General features: G+C 49.6%; 20 protein-coding genes and 3 tRNA genes. 7 read left to right on the top strand and 16 right to left on the bottom strand.

Annotated features, from left to right (window positions below; all coding sequences use genetic code 11):
• Positions 1-53: 53 nt before the first annotated feature.
• The gene (locus IB196_RS09100) at positions 54-1,043 is read right to left on the bottom strand and encodes an arabinose ABC transporter substrate-binding protein (protein WP_005127705.1); all 990 of its coding nucleotides are present in this window, start codon (positions 1,041-1,043) and stop codon (positions 54-56) included.
• Positions 1,044-1,361: 318 nt separating this feature from the next.
• The gene (locus IB196_RS09095) at positions 1,362-1,919 is read right to left on the bottom strand and encodes a DJ-1/PfpI family protein (RefSeq protein ID WP_040232420.1); all 558 of its coding nucleotides are present in this window, start codon (positions 1,917-1,919) and stop codon (positions 1,362-1,364) included.
• Between the two features lie 545 nt (positions 1,920-2,464).
• On the opposite strand from IB196_RS09095, the gene IB196_RS09090 reads away from it, so the two are divergent.
• Positions 2,465-2,968, top strand: coding sequence for a non-heme ferritin-like protein (locus IB196_RS09090; protein WP_005127707.1), 504 nt, complete (start codon positions 2,465-2,467; stop codon positions 2,966-2,968).
• Positions 2,969-3,048: 80 nt separating this feature from the next.
• Here IB196_RS09090 and IB196_RS09085 read toward each other — a convergent pair whose 3' ends face one another.
• The gene (locus IB196_RS09085) at positions 3,049-3,300 is read right to left on the bottom strand and encodes a DUF2766 family protein (protein ID WP_005127709.1); all 252 of its coding nucleotides are present in this window, start codon (positions 3,298-3,300) and stop codon (positions 3,049-3,051) included.
• 131 nt (positions 3,301-3,431) lie between these two features.
• On the opposite strand from IB196_RS09085, the gene IB196_RS09080 reads away from it, so the two are divergent.
• Complete coding sequence (locus IB196_RS09080; RefSeq protein ID WP_188231695.1) at positions 3,432-4,853, top strand: MFS transporter; 1,422 nt, start codon at positions 3,432-3,434, stop codon at positions 4,851-4,853.
• A 33-nt stretch (positions 4,854-4,886) separates the two neighbouring features.
• On the opposite strand, the gene IB196_RS09075 is transcribed toward IB196_RS09080, so the two are convergent.
• Positions 4,887-5,525, bottom strand: coding sequence for an RpiB/LacA/LacB family sugar-phosphate isomerase (locus IB196_RS09075; RefSeq protein WP_005127717.1), 639 nt, complete (start codon positions 5,523-5,525; stop codon positions 4,887-4,889).
• Between the two features lie 269 nt (positions 5,526-5,794).
• On the opposite strand from IB196_RS09075, the gene yecR reads away from it, so the two are divergent.
• Together yecR and ftnA are read left to right on the top strand one after the other, a co-directional pair.
• On the top strand, positions 5,795-6,130 hold the full coding sequence (gene yecR / locus IB196_RS09070) for a YecR family lipoprotein (protein ID WP_040232424.1): 336 nt from the start codon (positions 5,795-5,797) through the stop codon (positions 6,128-6,130).
• A 192-nt stretch (positions 6,131-6,322) separates the two neighbouring features.
• Positions 6,323-6,820: a non-heme ferritin gene (ftnA, locus tag IB196_RS09065; RefSeq protein WP_005127719.1), complete on the top strand. Its 498-nt coding sequence runs from the start codon at positions 6,323-6,325 to the stop codon at positions 6,818-6,820.
• A 45-nt stretch (positions 6,821-6,865) separates the two neighbouring features.
• Here the strand turns inward: ftnA and IB196_RS09060 are convergent, their stop codons facing one another.
• The gene (locus IB196_RS09060; protein WP_005127720.1) at positions 6,866-7,105 is read right to left on the bottom strand and encodes a YecH family metal-binding protein; all 240 of its coding nucleotides are present in this window, start codon (positions 7,103-7,105) and stop codon (positions 6,866-6,868) included.
• 233 nt (positions 7,106-7,338) lie between these two features.
• Here IB196_RS09060 and tyrP point away from each other — a divergent pair, with 233 nt between their 5' ends.
• Positions 7,339-8,550 (top strand): tyrosine transporter TyrP, encoded by a 1,212-nt coding sequence (gene tyrP, locus IB196_RS09055; RefSeq protein ID WP_005127721.1) that lies wholly within the window; start codon positions 7,339-7,341, stop codon positions 8,548-8,550.
• A gap of 93 nt (positions 8,551-8,643) precedes the next feature.
• On the opposite strand, the gene IB196_RS09050 is transcribed toward tyrP, so the two are convergent.
• The 4 genes from IB196_RS09050 to IB196_RS09035 form a co-directional block, all read right to left on the bottom strand.
• Positions 8,644-9,309 (bottom strand): YecA family protein, encoded by a 666-nt coding sequence (locus IB196_RS09050; protein ID WP_005127722.1) that lies wholly within the window; start codon positions 9,307-9,309, stop codon positions 8,644-8,646.
• Positions 9,310-9,516: 207 nt separating this feature from the next.
• Positions 9,517-9,798 (bottom strand): heavy metal-associated domain-containing protein, encoded by a 282-nt coding sequence (locus IB196_RS09045; RefSeq protein WP_005127723.1) that lies wholly within the window; start codon positions 9,796-9,798, stop codon positions 9,517-9,519.
• Positions 9,795-10,151, bottom strand: a complete 357-nt coding sequence (locus IB196_RS09040; RefSeq protein WP_040232426.1) for a mercuric transporter MerT family protein — start codon at positions 10,149-10,151, stop codon at positions 9,795-9,797. The genes IB196_RS09045 and IB196_RS09040 overlap by 4 nt, the downstream gene beginning before the upstream one ends.
• Positions 10,129-11,271: a transglutaminase family protein gene (locus IB196_RS09035; protein WP_040232429.1), complete on the bottom strand. Its 1,143-nt coding sequence runs from the start codon at positions 11,269-11,271 to the stop codon at positions 10,129-10,131. The genes IB196_RS09040 and IB196_RS09035 overlap by 23 nt, the downstream gene beginning before the upstream one ends.
• A gap of 310 nt (positions 11,272-11,581) precedes the next feature.
• Here IB196_RS09035 and IB196_RS09030 point away from each other — a divergent pair, with 310 nt between their 5' ends.
• Complete coding sequence (locus IB196_RS09030) at positions 11,582-12,601, top strand: patatin-like phospholipase family protein (protein ID WP_188231696.1); 1,020 nt, start codon at positions 11,582-11,584, stop codon at positions 12,599-12,601.
• Positions 12,602-12,721: 120 nt separating this feature from the next.
• Here the strand turns inward: IB196_RS09030 and IB196_RS09025 are convergent, their stop codons facing one another.
• Positions 12,722-13,192 (bottom strand): SRPBCC family protein, encoded by a 471-nt coding sequence (locus IB196_RS09025; RefSeq protein WP_040232433.1) that lies wholly within the window; start codon positions 13,190-13,192, stop codon positions 12,722-12,724.
• A gap of 217 nt (positions 13,193-13,409) precedes the next feature.
• On the opposite strand from IB196_RS09025, the gene IB196_RS09020 reads away from it, so the two are divergent.
• On the top strand, positions 13,410-13,748 hold the full coding sequence (locus IB196_RS09020) for a hypothetical protein (RefSeq protein ID WP_188231697.1): 339 nt from the start codon (positions 13,410-13,412) through the stop codon (positions 13,746-13,748).
• A gap of 168 nt (positions 13,749-13,916) precedes the next feature.
• Here IB196_RS09020 and IB196_RS09015 read toward each other — a convergent pair.
• The 6 genes from IB196_RS09015 to uvrY all read right to left on the bottom strand — a co-directional run bounded on the left by IB196_RS09015 (position 13,917) and on the right by uvrY (position 17,458).
• Positions 13,917-14,003 (bottom strand) — tRNA-Leu (locus IB196_RS09015).
• A 12-nt stretch (positions 14,004-14,015) separates the two neighbouring features.
• A tRNA-Cys gene (locus IB196_RS09010) sits at positions 14,016-14,089 on the bottom strand.
• A gap of 52 nt (positions 14,090-14,141) precedes the next feature.
• Positions 14,142-14,217 (bottom strand) — tRNA-Gly (locus IB196_RS09005).
• A 151-nt stretch (positions 14,218-14,368) separates the two neighbouring features.
• Positions 14,369-14,917: a CDP-diacylglycerol--glycerol-3-phosphate 3-phosphatidyltransferase gene (gene pgsA / locus IB196_RS09000; protein WP_003030490.1), complete on the bottom strand. Its 549-nt coding sequence runs from the start codon at positions 14,915-14,917 to the stop codon at positions 14,369-14,371.
• A 55-nt stretch (positions 14,918-14,972) separates the two neighbouring features.
• Entirely contained in the window at positions 14,973-16,805 is a 1,833-nt protein-coding gene (gene uvrC / locus IB196_RS08995) for an excinuclease ABC subunit UvrC (RefSeq protein ID WP_040232435.1), read from the bottom strand.
• On the bottom strand, positions 16,802-17,458 hold the full coding sequence (gene uvrY, locus IB196_RS08990; RefSeq protein WP_040232437.1) for a UvrY/SirA/GacA family response regulator transcription factor: 657 nt from the start codon (positions 17,456-17,458) through the stop codon (positions 16,802-16,804). Before uvrY ends, uvrC begins: the two co-directional genes overlap by 4 nt.
• Between the last annotated feature and the right edge of the window lie 274 nt (positions 17,459-17,732).

Below are 17,732 nucleotides of genomic sequence, written 5' to 3'. Positions count from 1 at the left end.
CCTACTAAGGGCGTTATTTGTAGGCCGGATAAGATCGTTTTACGGCAGTTGAGTTATTTGCCGCCTAAGCCTTTTTTCGCCAGTTCTTCTTTGAAGTTGTCGCGGGTAATCAACACCACATCGGTAACTTCAGTAAACACCGGCGGTTCTGCGCCTTTGGTGACCCAGTTGTAGAGCATTTCGCTGGATTTATAACCGTGAACGTCCGGGCTAGGCAGCAGTGAACCGTAGAATCCGGTGGCTTCCGCTTTTGAGAGTTCGCTAATTGCATCAACACCGTTAATACCGATACCAATCACGTTTGCTGCTTTAAACCCCTGCCCTTCGGTAGCACGCACGCCACCCAGCACGGTGTTGTCGTTCATACCGACAATCAGCCAGTGTTTAACTTCAGGATGTTGCACCAGCATGGAGTTTGCGGCGTCGAATGCGCCAGGGATATCATTAGATTTGGTTGGGACCTGATAGATCTGTTTTTCCGGGAAGCCTGCAGCTTTAAGCGCTTCCATCGAACCCGATGTACGACGGCGCGCGGTATCCAGTTCATTTGCGGTAATCGCCATTACAGCGGAAGATTTCACATCCCAGCCACGTTTCTGCATCTCTTTGTACAGTTCCTGGCCCTGGCGTTCACCAATTTTGGTTGCTGCCATCATCACCAATGGCACAGTATCCATCGGCTTACCTTTCGCATTGGCGAACTGATCGTCAACCGCGATGACTTTCATGTCATAGCCACGTGCCTTTGCCATAATAGCAGGCCCAAGTTTTGGGTCCGGCGTACAAATTACAAATCCTTTTGCACCGCTTGCCGCCAGGCTGTCGATGGCATTCAGGGTTTTCTCGCCGTCTGGAACGGCAATTTTAATCACCTCAAACCCAAGGTCTTTACCGGCTTTATCAGCAAACTTCCACTCTGTCTGGAACCAGGGCTCTTCCGGTTGTTTGACCAGGAAACCGAGCTTCATGGATTCTGCGATAGCGGATTGTGACATAATGGCAGCCAGACCGATGGCCGCCAGCGCTTTAGTGAATTTGTGCATGGTTAACTCCAGCTTTAACGTTCTTTTATGTAGGGTAAAATCAAACGATTTTTTGTAATCCGGACGTAAAACAAGGCATTACCTTTTATTGATAAGATCAATGCCAGTGCTGAGAGTATTTTTAGCGGGAAATTGATTCTCCATAAGAGAGCGGCATCACACCCTGAAATTACAGTAGTTGCGTACATAAATTCAGCGGGAAATGACATAAAAAAACACAATTTTCAGAATGGAAAAAATAAGAAATAGCAGATTAATCCATAACATCAGCCAGTGAATCCTTGTTCCCGAATATCGAAACATCCGGGAGTCCAATGATTACCAGGGGTAATAAATATGGTCAGCGTGATCGCGCACAGGGATATCGTCGTCTAACAGACGAGCAGAAAGCGTAAACGCAAAATCAAAAATATGGCCCAGCCCTTTGCCACTGATAAGATTGCCATCTTCAACAACAGCCGCATCGACATACTCGCCGTCAGTGATGGTTTGCCACAGCTCACCTGAACACACGTAGCGCCGTCCTTTCAACAACCCATTACCCGCCAGCACCCGCGCGGCTGCCGAACAAACCGGGCAAATCAGTTTTCCTGCATCGTCATGGCGAGAGACAAACTGGACGACTGCAGCACTGGCGGCAAGATTTACGCTACCCTGTGGTCCTCCTGGCAACACGATCGCATCGTAAAAGGCATCCCGACGGGCCTCCAGCGTATTGTCGGTCACCATAGGCACGTCATGATAGCTCACCACTGCCCGAGACTCAGCGCAGGCCAGCGTCTCAACCTCAATTTGCAGGCGACGTAGAATATCAATAGTAACAATGGCTTCAGCTTCTTCAAAACCGGGTGCCAGCAACACCGCCACCTTCTTCATATACAACTCCTCGATTTATCCACCGATATCCAACAAAAAATGCCGAATAATTCATTCCATTAAATTTATTAAAAATGATCTGGCGCAAGAAATTAGGTTGCAGATAATTTCCAGACACATCACTTCACCGGGAAATTCCCATCAAAACCCACAGTGATAATCACCAGATGTCATAGAATACCGCGGCATGAAATTTAATTTTGAGAATTGAAACGTCATTTTACTATATGCATTTTAAATAAATACATTATAAATCATCAAATTACATTCACATCACTTATATATCGAAACGACATGGCTAAGCATATTGTTATGCCAATATGTAAAAAAACATAAATAGGTGGTTTTAAGGATTCTCTTGATGCCAGGCACGCGCTATGCTGAATCACGATCGGAAGCGAATATAATTCGTGATCATCTAAAGGACCGGCGGAACGGATTTATTCTGCTAACAGTATTACTCGTACGTAGATGTGAAGTACAACGGCAGCCCGTTGTACTGGCGTTGGTGACGTACTTCACCTTTCTGAAATAAGGATATTGATATGGCTGCAGTTGGAATTGTTCACAAACTCAACACGCAAATGAATCTTGAGTTTTACGCATCGAATCTCTACCTTCACCTCAGTGAATGGTGCTACGAACACAGCCTGACAGGTACCGCGACGTTTCTGCGCGCTCAGGCGCAGGGTAACGTGACGCAAATGATGCGTATGTTTAATTTTATGAAAAGCGCAGGGGCTAACCCCATCGTCAAAGCCATCGATGTTCCCGGTGATGACCTAACGTCCCTTGAAGAGCTGTTTCAGAAAACGCTGGAAGAATATCAGCAGCGTTCCCGTACGCTGTCGCGTCTGACGGATGAGGCAGAAGCGTTGAACGACGCGTCAACCGTTGATTTTCTTCATGATCTGGAAAAAGAACAGCAGCAGGATGGCGTGCTGCTACAAACGATTCTTGATGAAGTTCGTAGCGCTAAACGTGCTGGACTGTGTATGGCGCAAACGGATAAGCATTTGCTAAACGTCGTAAACTACCAACATCACTGATATCCGATCGCGACAAATCTGCGCCTCCCGTTCTGAGAGGCGTAAAAAAACCTTTCTAAAACCTGAAACAACGGTTTATTTTAGTGAGACTCATTCTGCGGGGTGAATTTCAGCTCGATCAACGCAACCGCTTTTTGAATTGCGCGCATCGTAACGGGATCAGCGCCCGCTGGATGGCTGGAAAAGTCGATGCTTTTCAGTTGACTGGACATTTTTTCCCGAACTTCTACCGGGGCAATAACATCAATAACATCCAGAATTTGCTTGATAACCAACTGGCAGGCAACAACGTCCGAGAGCAGTTCCTGATCGGCATTCAGTGTTTGGGACATAATGAGCTCCTTATAGAAAGGTCGTCATAGTACCTATTCAGCGCTCGAAACGGTAGCGGTGCAAGCAGTACAACCGCGCTGAAAATAAAAAAACAGACCCAGTTAATTTCGTTTGAGATGGCAAGCACAACATGAGTGAACATTTAGCGGTTGAGAATAAGCGGGGTCTTTCTCCGGCTGCACTACTGGTCGCTGGGGCCTTCTTTATGGAGTTCATCGATGGCACGGTGATTGCGACGGCCTTGCCCGATATGGCAAAAAGTTTCGGCGTGCAGGCCGTTGATCTGAACATCGGCATCAGTGCTTATCTGATCACGCTGGCGGTTCTCATCCCTGCCAGTGGCTGGATTGCCGATCGTTTTGGTGCCCGAAAAGTGTTTACCCTGGCACTGGCGATCTTTACCTTCGCCTCAGTTTTATGCGGACTCGCCACCAGTATTGAAGTCTTTGTGGCAATGCGCATTTTACAGGGTGTCGGAGGGGCACTGATGGTGCCGGTCGGCCGCCTCGCCGTTCTGCGTACCACGCCTAAACATCAGTTGATCACCGCGATCGCCACCCTGACCTGGCCTGCCTTAGTGGCACCAATAATTGGCCCCCCCTTGGGCGGATTTATTACCAGTTATGCCAACTGGCGCTGGATCTTCTTTATTAATGTGCCACTGGGGTTGCTGGCGATAGCGCTGGCGCTGCGTTTTATCCCGGATATTCATGATGACGAGCGTCGCCCGTTCGATTTTCCCGGCTTTATTGCCACATCGGTCGCGATGGTCAGTCTGGTCTATCCGATGGAACTGCTGGGAACCCAACAACCGCAAGGCTGGTTAACAGCAGGACTTCTGACACTTGGAATAGCCACGTTCCTGTTTGCCCTGCACCATTTTCGCCAATCCGCGTGGCCAATGATTCGTCTGGATGCCATGCGTGTGCCTACATTTCGTGTCACGATGTACGGAGGCTCGCTGTTTCGTGCCTCTATCAGTGCGGTACCCTTTCTGTTGCCACTGATGTTTCAGGTTGGGTTTGGTATGAATGCTTTCCATGCCGGTTCGCTGGTGTTGGCCGTGTTTGTTGGCAACCTGACGATTAAACCCGCTACTACGCCGTTAATACGTTGGTTAGGCTTTAAAAAACTGCTGTTGATAAATGGCGCGCTTAATGTGCTGGCGCTATTGGCCTGTGCGCTGATCACGCCGCAAACTCCCGTATGGGTAATTTTACTGGTGCTGTATCTGGGCGGCGTTTTTCGCTCAATTCAGTTTACCGGTGTCAGCACGTTGGCATTTGCGGATGTTCCTGCATCGCAGATGAGCTATGCCAATACGCTGTTTAGTACAGCGACGCAACTGGCTGTTGGATTAGGGATTTCGTTGGCGGCTATCGGGATCCGTATCGGGGATCAAGTGAGTGAATGGTTTTCACTGGGTGCAATACCCGGCATCAGTTTCCGGCTGGCATTCGTCGCTATCGCCATGATTTGCCTGATAGGAATGGTTGATACCCTGCGACTTACCCGCGATGCGGGAAGCGCAGTGTCAAATAAGCGTCGATAAGCCCGATAGTTCACGCCATCGGGCCAACCGGGTTTAGCCAATAACTTCACGGACAAAGGCTTCAATCGCTTTATCCTGGCAGTTTTCAAAGAAACACTGCTGGAAACGTGGGCCGGAAACGGCGGTTTTCACCAGTTCAGGATCGATAGCGCGCAGGGTATCAAGATAATTTTCTTTTACTACTGCCGCTTTCACCTGGTTTAAAATCCCCGCATTACGCACCTGCGGGTCTTTACGCTCCGGCGGATAACCTTCACCATTACGACCGGTAAACGCTTTTTCAAACATATACCGGACGTTCAATTCAGCCCCCCAGCCAAACCCTTTCGCAAAGGCCAGCGAGAGCGCATTACCGTTGTTTATCTGCGCAAACAGGAACGCATCCGCGGGATCAAGGCAGTAGCCACACACAACGCCTGGGTGAATATTCAGTGACATCATTGCCCCCTGACCCGTACCGCAGCCCGTGACAACGAAATCAATCGCTTTTGAATTGAGCAGAATGCTGGCCATGATCCCTAAATGGATGTAAGTCAGATGGTGATCGTTTTCGTCGCTCATCCCGACATTGAACACAGGAAAACCTTTTTCATCCGCGACAGACTTAAGCTCATGGTGAATTATCGCGTTTTTGCTTGCCTGGCTGTTTTCCATCATCAGTGCAATTTTCATTGTGTATTCTCCTGAATGCGTCGCGGAGGTTCCGCCGTAACTCATGACATTTCAGTCACATTACTATTTAGCAAATCAGCTTTCAAATTTTATGAAATTAAGTTTCATAAAATATCGAGATGCTCACGGTTTTTGCGCCAGCCTTCAGATTTAACTCATAAACAGGGTGTCGTTGTGATTAATCGCAGGTGATCTTCTGGCTATTCAGGCCATTGACTAGCCGTGATGTATGTCAGGATAGCGTATCACCGATTTTTCAGAGCGATTTCATGAAGACCTTTATTCTTGCCCTCTTACCGCTCATGCTGACGGGATGCACTATCACTAAGCAGGCTCAGGTCAGCGAAGCCAGCAACATTACCGGCGTGGTTCGTCTGACTTACAACCAGGCCATGCTACAAACAGCACGTACCGACGACTATGTTGCTCAGGGAACTGCGACAAAAGCATGTCAGCGCATGGGTTATGCCAGTGCAGTCGGATTTGGCCAGCCGGTTGCGACCTGCAGCGTTTATGCGGGTTCTCTGTGTTTGAATACCAAAATCACGCAGTCCTGGCAGTGTCACGGTGTTGCCGTACCACAAACTTCTACTTTCCATTATTAATCATTCCGACCAGCACTTCTGCTGGTCATCTATTCTATTTTTATTTATATCATCAATTTAATAGCGCTAATGCGTTTTATTCCCATTCGCATTTTTAATAATTAAATTTATTATTTTACCTTTTGCAAATAATTAAATAACAACTTATAGTGGCGCCACGTCAATATATAATACCGTTCGTGGAGCAGAACCATGCTGAAAACAGAAATGATCGATAAACTGAATGAGCAAATGAATCTTGAATTATATTCGTCCCTGCTCTACCAACAGATGAGTGCGTGGTGCAGCTATCACAGCTTTGAAGGTGCCGCCGCGTTTCTGCGTCGCCACGCCCAGGAAGAGATGACGCATATGCAGCGTCTGTTCGATTACCTGACGGATACCGGCAGCCTGCCGCGTATTAATACCGTTTCTTCACCGTTTGCAGAATATGCGTCCCTGGATGAACTGTTCCGTGTCACCTATGAGCACGAACAATTGATCACGCAGAAAATTAATGAACTGGCGCATGCGGCAATGACCCACCAGGATTATCCGACCTTTAATTTCCTGCAATGGTATGTTGCTGAGCAGCACGAAGAAGAGAAATTATTTAAATCTGTCATCGATAAGCTATCGCTGGCCGGTAAAAGTGGCGAAGGTCTTTATTTCATCGATAAAGAACTGGCAACCCTTGATACACAGAATTAATGTTGTTGGGTAACGGTGGCCGTTTGCCACCGTTATTCGAGAATCTTAGTGGCGGCAGATCTTGCTTTCATGCGTAGAGAAGCCGTCTTCTTTGGCAATAAACTTCCCTTTCGCCGCTAAAAACGCGACCAGTTCGCCCGCCGTCATGCCTTCTGCTGAACAGGTGTGAAAACGTGCCTGCTCGCCAAAACGCGCGGTAATCGCCGCCTCAAGGCTGGCATGTGAATACTGCTCACCAGATTCAATCATCATGTTGAGCACCTCGTGACCGTGAATAGATTCCATACTACCTCCTCAATAAAGCCCGTAGCCTAATGTGAACCGTACAATGCTGCTTTGCGCTAACGCAGGTTTATGCGGGCAGAGCGCAGATAAATATCATTTTTAATACATCTTAACCCCAGCCATCTGTAAACATTAATATACAGCGATTGTAACGGTGATTTGACGAAAATAGCGTTATGCCTTAACCTGCGCCGCAGATATAACCGTTGATTATCTCTGGGACAGAGGAAAGCGTGAAAAACAGAACCCTGGGTAGTATTTTTATCGTGGCGGGAACCACGATTGGTGCCGGTATGTTGGCAATGCCGCTGGCGGCGGCAGGCGTGGGGTTTAGCGTCACGCTGGTGTTGTTAGTTGGGCTATGGGCCCTGATGTGCTATACCGCACTGTTGCTGCTTGAAGTGTACCAACATGTACCGGCAGACACCGGGCTTGGCACACTGGCAAAACGCTATCTTGGTCGATACGGGCAGTGGGTAACGGGCTTTAGCATGATGTTCTTGATGTATGCCCTGACCGCCGCCTACATCAGCGGTGCAGGCGAGCTGTTGGCCTCTAGCATCAGCGACTGGACCGGAACCAGCATCTCGCCCACCACAGGCGTATTGCTGTTCACCTTTGTTGCCGGTGGCGTAGTGTGCGTCGGGACTTCACTGGTTGATTTGTTCAATCGTCTGTTGTTCAGCGCCAAAATCATCTTCCTGGTGGCAATGCTCGCGCTGTTGATGCCGCATATTCATAAGGTGAACTTGCTTACCCTGCCGCTTCAACAAGGCCTTGCGCTTTCCGCGATCCCGGTTATTTTTACCTCATTTGGTTTTCACGGTAGCGTGCCCAGCATCGTCAGCTACATGAACGGCAACATCCGTAAACTGCGCTGGGTGTTTATCAGCGGTAGCGCCATCCCGTTAGTGGCTTATATTTTCTGGCAACTGGCCACGCTCGGTAGCATTAACTCGTCAACGTTTATGGGGCTCTTAGCCAATCACGCTGGCTTAAACGGTTTGTTACAGGCATTACGTGAAGTCGTGGCTTCGCCGCACGTCGAACTGGCTGTGCATCTGTTTGCCGATCTCGCACTGGCAACCTCTTTCCTCGGTGTCGCACTGGGATTATTTGATTACCTGGCAGATCTCTTTCAGCGCCGTAATACTGTGGCTGGCAGGATGCAAACTGGCGTCGTGACGTTCCTGCCACCGCTGGCATTTGCTCTTTTCTATCCGCGAGGTTTTGTCATGGCGCTGGGATATGCAGGCGTTGCTCTGGCCGTTTTGGCTCTGTTGATCCCCTCCATGCTGGCCTGGCGGAGCAGAAAGCACAACCCACAGGCAAACTACCGCGTAGTGGGCGGCACGCCAGCGCTGGCGCTGGTCTTTATTTGCGGTATCGTGGTGATAGCCGTGCAGTTTTCTATTGCCGCAGGGCTGCTGCCTGAAGTGGGTTAACGGGGATTTTGCCTGATGGCGCTTCGCTTATCAGGCCTACCATTGACTCTGCCAGAAGCGCATTAAAGTAAAAGGGGCTTACGCCCCTCTCCCTTAATGCAGGCAGCACTGTTTATATTTTTTACCACTGCCGCACGGGCATGGGTCGTTGCGCCCCACTTTGGCATCAACTTTTACCGGGACGCTAACCGGTGCTTCCTGCGGATGCGCCATCCAGTAAGCGTGCAGATCCAGAGCCGCCAGACGAATGGCATCCACGCTCTCTTCAAATGCCTCTGGCGTCAGTTTCTCCACCACCTCGAAGTTTTCTTCTGTCCCATGTAGCGCAATAGCATCGAGAGCGGGTTTCAGTGAATCAGGTAGCGTTGACCAATCCGACAACGCGACGCCTCGCATATAGCCAAAGCACCACTCTTCTACAATAGTCAGCTCATGCTCTTCAATTTCACGCAGGCCGAACAGCGGTTCAAACTGCTCCGGGAACTCATCCAGACGATCGGCCGTATCCGCCATATGCTGGAACGCCAGATTCATGAAACGCGCCATTTCTTTTTCGGAGGACCAGCGCGGAACATACTGTGCACCGCCCCAGATAGCGACCAGCCACTGCTCCGGCTCGATCTCATACGGTGAACTGAGCACCGCCGTCAGTAAGCCATCCAGCTCTGACACATCCAGAATAGACTTGTCCGTATTGTACTTAGTCAGCACATCATCCAGCCATTCCAGCTCGCTCTCGTTTAGTGGTCCCGTTTTCATAACGCTTTTCCTTAGTAAAAATTCTCGCCTGTGATTATCTTACATGGCTGGGGGGATAACAGATCCAAATGGGCATGAGCGGCTTACAGGTACCGCCAATTCAGGTTAACAGGAAACGAGGGTAATTCCGGTAGTTAACGCACAAAAGGCAGCATCAGCCGCCGGGCATCATACGCGGAAAACAGAACAAAACCACCCGAAGGTGGTTTATTGTGGCTCAATACGGTTCAACGTTGCGGTATATCCCGTTTTCGCCACCGCGTTAAGTAGCGTGTCGGTGGAAAATCCCTCCGGGACGATAGCCTCTGCCTGCCGGGTCTTGAGCGAAGATTTGGCCTTAATCACCCCATCAGTTTCACGTAGCGCCTGATTGACCGAAATGACACATAACGAGCAGGTCATATTTTGGATATCCAGCACCACTTTCTGATTGGCAGCCAGAGTCCACAATGGCAACAGCAAACATGCGATTAACGTAATAATCTTCACTCAAACACCTCATAAAACCAGGCCACGATCGTGGGGTAAAACAACACGGGCAGAATCAGCGCCAACGCACACCAGTAGATAACGCGCGCTTGCTTCAGGGACAACCATCCGGAGCACCATAGCTTTTTTGAAAAGTAGAGTCGCCAGAAAACACGTAATAATAGCCCTAAGGACAGCAACATCAGGGGAACGCGCAGAAACTCAAACTGAGTGAACACGGCAAAGCTCGCCGCCGAAATACCAAACAGCAGATACAGCAGCGGTCCGACGCAACATAAGCCAGCTGTGACGGCAGCCGCGGCGGCCGTCAGCAGGGTCAATCCCGCCCCTTTAGCGTTGTTCTGTTGCGACATAGTGGTAAGAGAACGCTTTCGGGTCATAGAAATTGATGGGGTCACCGTCTACTTCAGCATAAGGATAACCAAAGTTGTTCATTGCTCCCTGCTCAGTAGCCGGGTACAGTTCAAAGTCACGACCATAGTTGAAGCCAACCCAGTTCATTTCCCAGTTGCCAAACAGATAGGTATTCACCGCCTGGACGTCCGCATCCTGATGCGTTTTTTTCTCCGCCAGACGCATTTTGGTCACATCGGCCGGATCGCACGGTAACCAGCCGTAACCCGCCAGGTAGAACTCCGCACGGCAGTGCTGACCCCCGCTAACATCAGCAACACCTGCACTGTCGGCTTTGCCAAATGCGCTTTTTGAGTAGCGCTCCAGTTTGTTTGCTTTCCCCAGACGAATCCCGAACAATTCACGAGCAGGAATGCCGCTGGCTCGGGCCAGGGCGACAAAAACGGAGCTCATATCGGTGCATTTGCCCTTGAGCTTCCCGCTTTTCAAAATCTCCGCTACATCCCCGGTTCCGCAGCCGATAACGTCATTATCACGCTCCATATGACTGCTCACCCACTCATATATCAGGCGAGCTTTTTTCAGCGGATCTTGTTCATTACCGGTAATTTTACGCGCTGTTTCCAGAACCAGCCCATCAATCGGGGTGTGCGTTGTTGGCAGCAGATACGGTTTTGCATCCAGCGGATAAGTAATCTGTTCCGGTGCTTGCCAGTTTTTTAACGCGTCATGCTGCAGTGGTTCCCAATCGGCTGTCTCAATGTCGAGATCAACCTTGATCAGCAACTCTCCCTGCGAGTCAGGCCAACTTGCAAACAACGTTTTTGCGCCATAGACATTGTTGGTTGTGACATACGCCTGTTTATAATTGCCGCTAAAAGCAAGACTTATCATTTGCTGGAATGCGGTATCGACCGGCAAAGGGATCCACAACTTCACGACACCATTCGAACCCTTTGGTGGGTTGAGCTTATACGTTTGCGTTAGCACAAAGCGCCGACGAGTGGCTGGCGCGACTGAAAGTTCTGCGGCCCTTACCGTCTGGCTGATAACCGCTGGGCCGACTAAACCGGCGGCGGAAAGGAGAACGCTATTTTTGAGAAATTGTCGACGTTGCATTGGTGTCTGTCCATGTTGTAAGAGTTGTGCTACGGAAACCGTATGCGATCATCACAGTAGACAGACGCTGATAAAAAAGGTGAATCGATGGAGGCTATTCACCAATAACAGACCTGTTAACTGTGAATGAAATAAGAAACTACGTGGCCGCCATTAAGCCATTTACCGGCTAGAAAGTACAGTAATGGCGGCATGAAGATCCCCCATTCTTATTAAGGAAACACCGCCGAAAACCTGTCTATATTTAAACGCAGGCACTTCCACATGTAGTCCCCCGCTTTCATGTTTCATACACTGAGGGGAAGTCAAAATGGCGATGAGAATACTGTCTATTGATGGCGGTGGCATCAGAGGCATCCTGCCAGGTATGCTATTAGTCGCACTGGAGAAGAAGTTACAAGATAAAGAAAAAAAACCAACAGCAAGAATCGCTGATTATTTCGATTTAGTCGCAGGCACCAGTACTGGCGCCATCCTCTGTTCTGCTTATGTGTGTCCCGACGCGACAGGAACCCCCAAATTTTCCGCTCAGGAAGCCGTCAACTTCTATCTTCAGGACGGCGATGAGATTTTTGACGTCGGCATTTGGAAAACCATCAGTTCATTAGGCGGTGTAAGTGATGAAAAATATCCGGCAACGGAACTGGAGCGAGTATTAAAAACAGCCTTCGGTGATACAAAACTGAGTAAATTATTAAAACCAACCTGCTTTGTTGCTTATGATGTCAGCAGTCGTCTTCCGGTGATCTTCAAACAACACTCTGCCGTAGCCAAAAAACGGGATTTTCTGGTCAGAGATGTTTTACGTGCTACCTCCGCAGCACCGACGTACTTCGAAGCAGCACGGATTTACTCGCTTCCCCCATTGCCGCAAAAGTATGTCCTGGTCGATGGTGGTGTCGTGGCGAACGATCCAGCACTGTGTGCCTTTTCCGAGGCGATTAAGTTTTCAAACGTCGCTGGCATCAAAGACATGATCATTGTCTCTCTGGGTACCGGTAAAAAACTGCAGGGCTATTCATATTCAGAGGTTAAAGACTGGGGTCCCTTTGGCTGGGCGAAACCCGCTATCGATATCGCGCTCGAAGGTGGTCCGCAGATGACTGCCTACTATTTACAACAAATCGCCTCAACGGTAAAAAACGCGAAATATTACAGGCTTCAACCTGAATTATATGATGCCGATCCAACGCTGGATAACGCATCACGAGAGAATTTAGAACGGCTGCATAACGCAGGACTGCAAAATGCAGCAGCATTCGACAACACGTTAAATGAAATTGCCACATTGCTAGTTAGCAACGGCGGGATTTTTAACTTTCAGGGCTAAAACTGCCCCTGAGAACAGAGGACGAAGAACCTGTCCAGCAAGTGTTATTGACGCAAACAGTTTGAGCACCGCCCAGCGGTGAAATGGCAAGTAAATAGCCCTAATGGGATAGGCTCTGAATCAAAATATATACACATGGGTGCCAAGTTTACGGGCTAATCCCTTCGCCCCCTCGCGCATTACCGTATCGTGGTTCCAGCGAAATACCGGTGCCGCCAGCGGGGCAAGTATATTCATCCAGCGAATCGTGGTTCGTACATTCCAGTCGTACCTGACAATAGTCTCCCTACCGGTATCAATAAAAGACCATACCCCGCGCCCTTCAACCTCGCCGCTGGCAGCACCTTCAAGAAGAGCGTACTGCAAAATAGTTAATACATTGATATCAAAGGTTAAACGATACGGAAGTACCCCCTTCCAGGTGTAACGATGCAACGCTCCGACCCCCTGTATATCGCCTTTCTTGATCTCAACAACACGTTCAAGGCTGCTCCACCATTCTGGCCACTGATCCGGGTGGGAGAAAACATCCCAGACATCCTGCAGTGAAGCCTCAACCTGCCAGACCGTGGAAAACTGATAGTCAGCCATCGCCTTCTCTCCCCTATGGGGTGAAAAATCTGCGGCACCTGCCTGTGCTACGAACAGGCATAATCACCTGTGAGCTGTTTTTATTATAGTGTTTAATTACACGGCCAGTCCCCCCAAAATCACCGCCTCAGCTGCCAGAAAATGGTTATTTACCGCCCGGATAAGAGCGTCATCAAACGCTATACTTTAATAGCCACATTATTTATGAGTATTTATCATGAAACTACCACGGGTATTTTCATGCGCCGTCCTTGCACTACTGCTGTTGGCATCTTCATCTGTTGCAGCCGGCGCATTGCAACGTCAGGCTCAACGAGAGCAAGAGTTGAGTGCTGCGTTAGCTGTCGGCAATGGCGTTATTGTGATTGGCGGAGCAGATGATTTTGCGTTTACGCTCAGAGCCCGTAACCGGATCCACAGATCCTTTGCGATTGAGGATGGCATTAACGATCCCCTCATAATGAGCGGTTTTCAGAACCGTAACCCCGCCCGTGATGGGTTCATGAACAACCCTGCCCGCGGAGGGTTTATGCTGAGCGCGCCTATTCGCCGATAAACGAATGGGCTAAATCATGTTAGTGAATTGGGCGTTTTGGCGGTTTTGCTTTATTGGTGGGTATTGCGACGCAAGCTATTAGCTGTCAGTCAGTTTCAGGCACAAAAAAACCACCCGTAGGTGGTTTCACGACACTGCTTATTGCTTTGATTATTCTGTTCTTTCCCATGGTACCCGGAGTGGGACTTGAACCCACACAGCGCGAACGCCGAGGGATTTTAAATCCCTTGTGTCTACCGATTCCACCATCCGGGCTCGGGAAGAAATTGGAGGCGCGTTCCGGAGTCGAACCGGACTAGACGGATTTGCAATCCGCTACATAACCGCTTTGCTAACGCGCCGAAATCTTCTGGCTTTACAGCCAAACATCCGCAAATGCCGATGTTTTAAATTTGGAGCGGGAAACGAGACTCGAACTCGCGACCCCGACCTTGGCAAGGTCGTGCTCTACCAACTGAGCTATTCCCGCATCACCAAGTAACTTTGTTAATCACTTGATTTTGTTATCGTCTGGCAATCAGTGCTGCCGTTCGATGCGTTGCATTCTACTTACCTGACGCAATGAGTCAACGATATTTTTCACCACTGACGATCGTTTGCTGAAATTTGCGGCGAAACGATCACTGATCAAGCAAATCTCCCCGTGCGGCGCTCAAATACTGGAACATTGACCATAAAGTCAGAATCGCGGCGACAAAGAAAAGTGCAATCCCGGCATACTCTACCCAGATATTTGGACGCCACAGCAGCCATGCCAGCGCCGCCATTTGCGATGTTGTTTTGACTTTACCGATCCACGACACCGCCACACTGCTACGCTTGCCAAGTTCCGCCATCCATTCACGCAGCGCTGAAATGATAATTTCACGCGCGATCATCGTGGCGGCTGGCAATGTCACCCACCAGCTATGGTAGTGCTCCGTCACCAGCACCATCGCGATAGCCACCAGAACCTTATCTGCCACCGGATCGAGGAACGCCCCGAAACGTGTACTTTGGTTCCAGCGGCGCGCCAGAAAACCGTCAAACCAGTCGGTAACGGCTGCAATACAGAAAATCAGCGCACAAACGAAGGGAGCCCAGGTGAATGGCAGATAAAACGCCAATACAAAGAATGGGATCAGAATGACGCGAAACAGCGTGAGCAATGTAGGGATATTAAATTGCATATGACGGATAACTATCTGTTGTCAGTGAAATTACCCCTATGTTGCTACAGAGGGCCTAATGTTTCAACGAGTAGAAGATCTTTTCTGCCAGAGCTTGCGAAATACCCGGCACTTTTGCAATTTCTTCGACACTGGCGTTACGAAGCCCTTGCAAACCCCCCATATACTTCAGCAACATTTGTCGGCGCTTAGGGCCAACGCCTTCGATGGTTTCCAGCGTGCTGGTGCTTTTCACCTTCGCCCGTTTTTTACGGTGTCCGCTAATGGCGTGATCGTGAGACTCATCGCGGATATGCTGAATAACGTGCAACGCAGGGGAGTCCGGCGGCAGGCTAAACCCCTCGCCTTCCGGTTCAAAGAACAGGGTTTCCAGGCCGGCTTTGCGATCTGCCCCTTTTGCCACACCCAGTAACAGAGGGTGTTGTTTATCCCAGGGCACGTCCAGTTCAGCAAAAACAGCTTTCGCCTGCCCTAGCTGGCCTTTACCGCCGTCGATCAAAATAACATCCGGGATCTTACTTTCTTCTATTGCCTTACCATAACGCCGACGCAGTACCTGGTTCATCGCCGCGTAATCATCACCCGGTGTAATACCCGTAATGTTATAGCGACGATACTCCGCACGCAGCGGCCCGTTAGCATCAAAAACCACGCAGGAGGCAACGGTCTGCTCGCCCATTGTGTGGCTAATGTCAAAACACTCCATGCGTTTCACCGCAGGCAGTTTCAGCACGGATGCCAGCGCCGTCAGACGTTGGGTAATAGTGGACTGCTGGGAAAGCCTGGTGGTTAACGCCGTAGCCGCATTGGTACGCGCCAGCTTCAGATATCGGGCACGATCGCCTCGCGGCTTCGTCTGGACGTTAATCTTCCGCCCGGCCAGTTCAGACAAAGAGTCAGCCAACAGCGTCTTATCGCTAAGATTGAAATCAAGCAGGATCTCACCAGGCAAGGTACGCACCTGGCTACCCTGTAAATAGAACTGCCCAACGAAGGTTTCAACCACCTCGCCCAGTTCCGTTCCCCCAGGTACTTTAGGAAAATAGCTGCGACTGCCTAACACTTTGCCCTGACGAATGAACAAGACGTGTACGCAGGCCATTCCGGCATCAAATGCCACGCCGATAACATCCAGATCGTCGCCAGTATTGGAAACAAACTGTTTTTCAGTGACACGGCGAACCGCCTGAATTTGGTCGCGGATACGCGCGGCCTCTTCAAACTCAAGGTTCTGACTGGCCTTCTCCATCCGGGTTATCAGTTGCGTTAACACCTGATCGTCTTTGCCGGATAAAAACAGCCGTACGTAGTCGACCTGCTGCGCGTACTCTTCTTCACTCACCAGACCGGCGACGCAAGGCCCAAGGCAGCGGCCAATCTGATATTGCAAACACGGGCGTGAACGGTTGCGATAAACGCTATTTTCGCACTGACGTATTGGGAAAATTTTCTGCAATAGTGCCAGTGTCTCGCGGACGGCATAACCGTTAGGAAACGGTCCAAAGTATTCACCTTTAGCATGCTTCGCGCCGCGATGCGTCGCCAGACGCGGATGGGTATCGCCACTGAGGAAAATAAAGGGATAGGATTTATCATCGCGCAGCAATACGTTATAGCGCGGTTGGTACAACTTGATGTAATTATGCTCTAGCAATAATGCTTCAGTTTCGGTGTGCGTCACCGTGACATCAATCTGCTGAATTTGTGCCACCAGCGCTTCGGTTTTACGCGACGCAAGGTTGCTGCGGAAATAGCTGGAGAGCCGTTTTTTCAGGTCTTTCGCTTTACCGACATAGATAACCGTCCCGGCGGTATCGTACATACGATAGACGCCAGGCTGGCTGGTCACGGTTTTCAGAAACGCTTTAGCATCGAACTGTTCGGTCACAGGCTTGTTAATGTCTCCGCATTACACAGGCCATGGCGAATTGCCAGGTGAGTCAGCTCCACATCGCCATGAATGTTTAATTTACTGAACATTCGATAGCGGTAGCTGTTCACTGTTTTGGGACTAAGATTCAGTTGTTCTGAGATCTCATTGACCTTCTGGCCTTTGGTGATCATCAGCATAATCTGCAACTCGCGTTCAGACAAACTGGCAAACGGGGTTTCCGTTTTCTCTGGCTCAATCTGGCTAAGCGCCATTTGTTGAGCAATATCGGAAGCAATGTAGCGCTGCCCGGAAAAAACCGAACGAATCGCGCTCACGACTTCCTGAGGGGCGGCCCCCTTGCTGAGATAGCCCGCGGCTCCCGCCTGCATAACTTTTGCCGGCAATGGGTTTTCGGTATGAACAGTCAACATGATCACTTTAATGTCAGCCGAGGAACGCGCAATTTTGCGGGTTGCCTCCAGACCGCCAATACCGGGCATATTCATGTCCATCAGCACAACGTCGACGGCGTTAACGCGGCACCATTTGACCGCATCTTCGCCGCAGCACGCCTCGCCGACAACTTTAATGCCTTTTATATCTTCCAGAATGCGTCGTATCCCTGCGCGCACCAGTTCGTGGTCATCAACAAGAAAAACGTTGATCAAAGGAATATCTCCAGAATAGGGATAACGCTACCGATAGTTAATCTGTCCTATGTTAACGGGTTTTATCTCAACTTTGAAATCTAAAAAACACCCGACTTTCGATTTTGCTCTCGTTTTTGGAAATTAGATTGTACGAACCGTGGAAACTTTCACGGTTGAAGGGCGTTTGCCCGTGCTTATATCTGCATAGCTGTTTCAGAATAGTGACAAAAAATTCATATTCTTACGTCGAATGCTAAATAGGAAGGTAAGCTTGTAACAATAATTAACGAGT

The organism is Citrobacter sp. C6_1, from assembly GCF_014596835.2.
Classification (GTDB): domain Bacteria; phylum Pseudomonadota; class Gammaproteobacteria; order Enterobacterales; family Enterobacteriaceae; genus Citrobacter; species Citrobacter pasteurii.
Note: the sequence above shows the minus strand (reverse complement) of the source record. Positions and strands in the feature narration are given on the sequence as shown.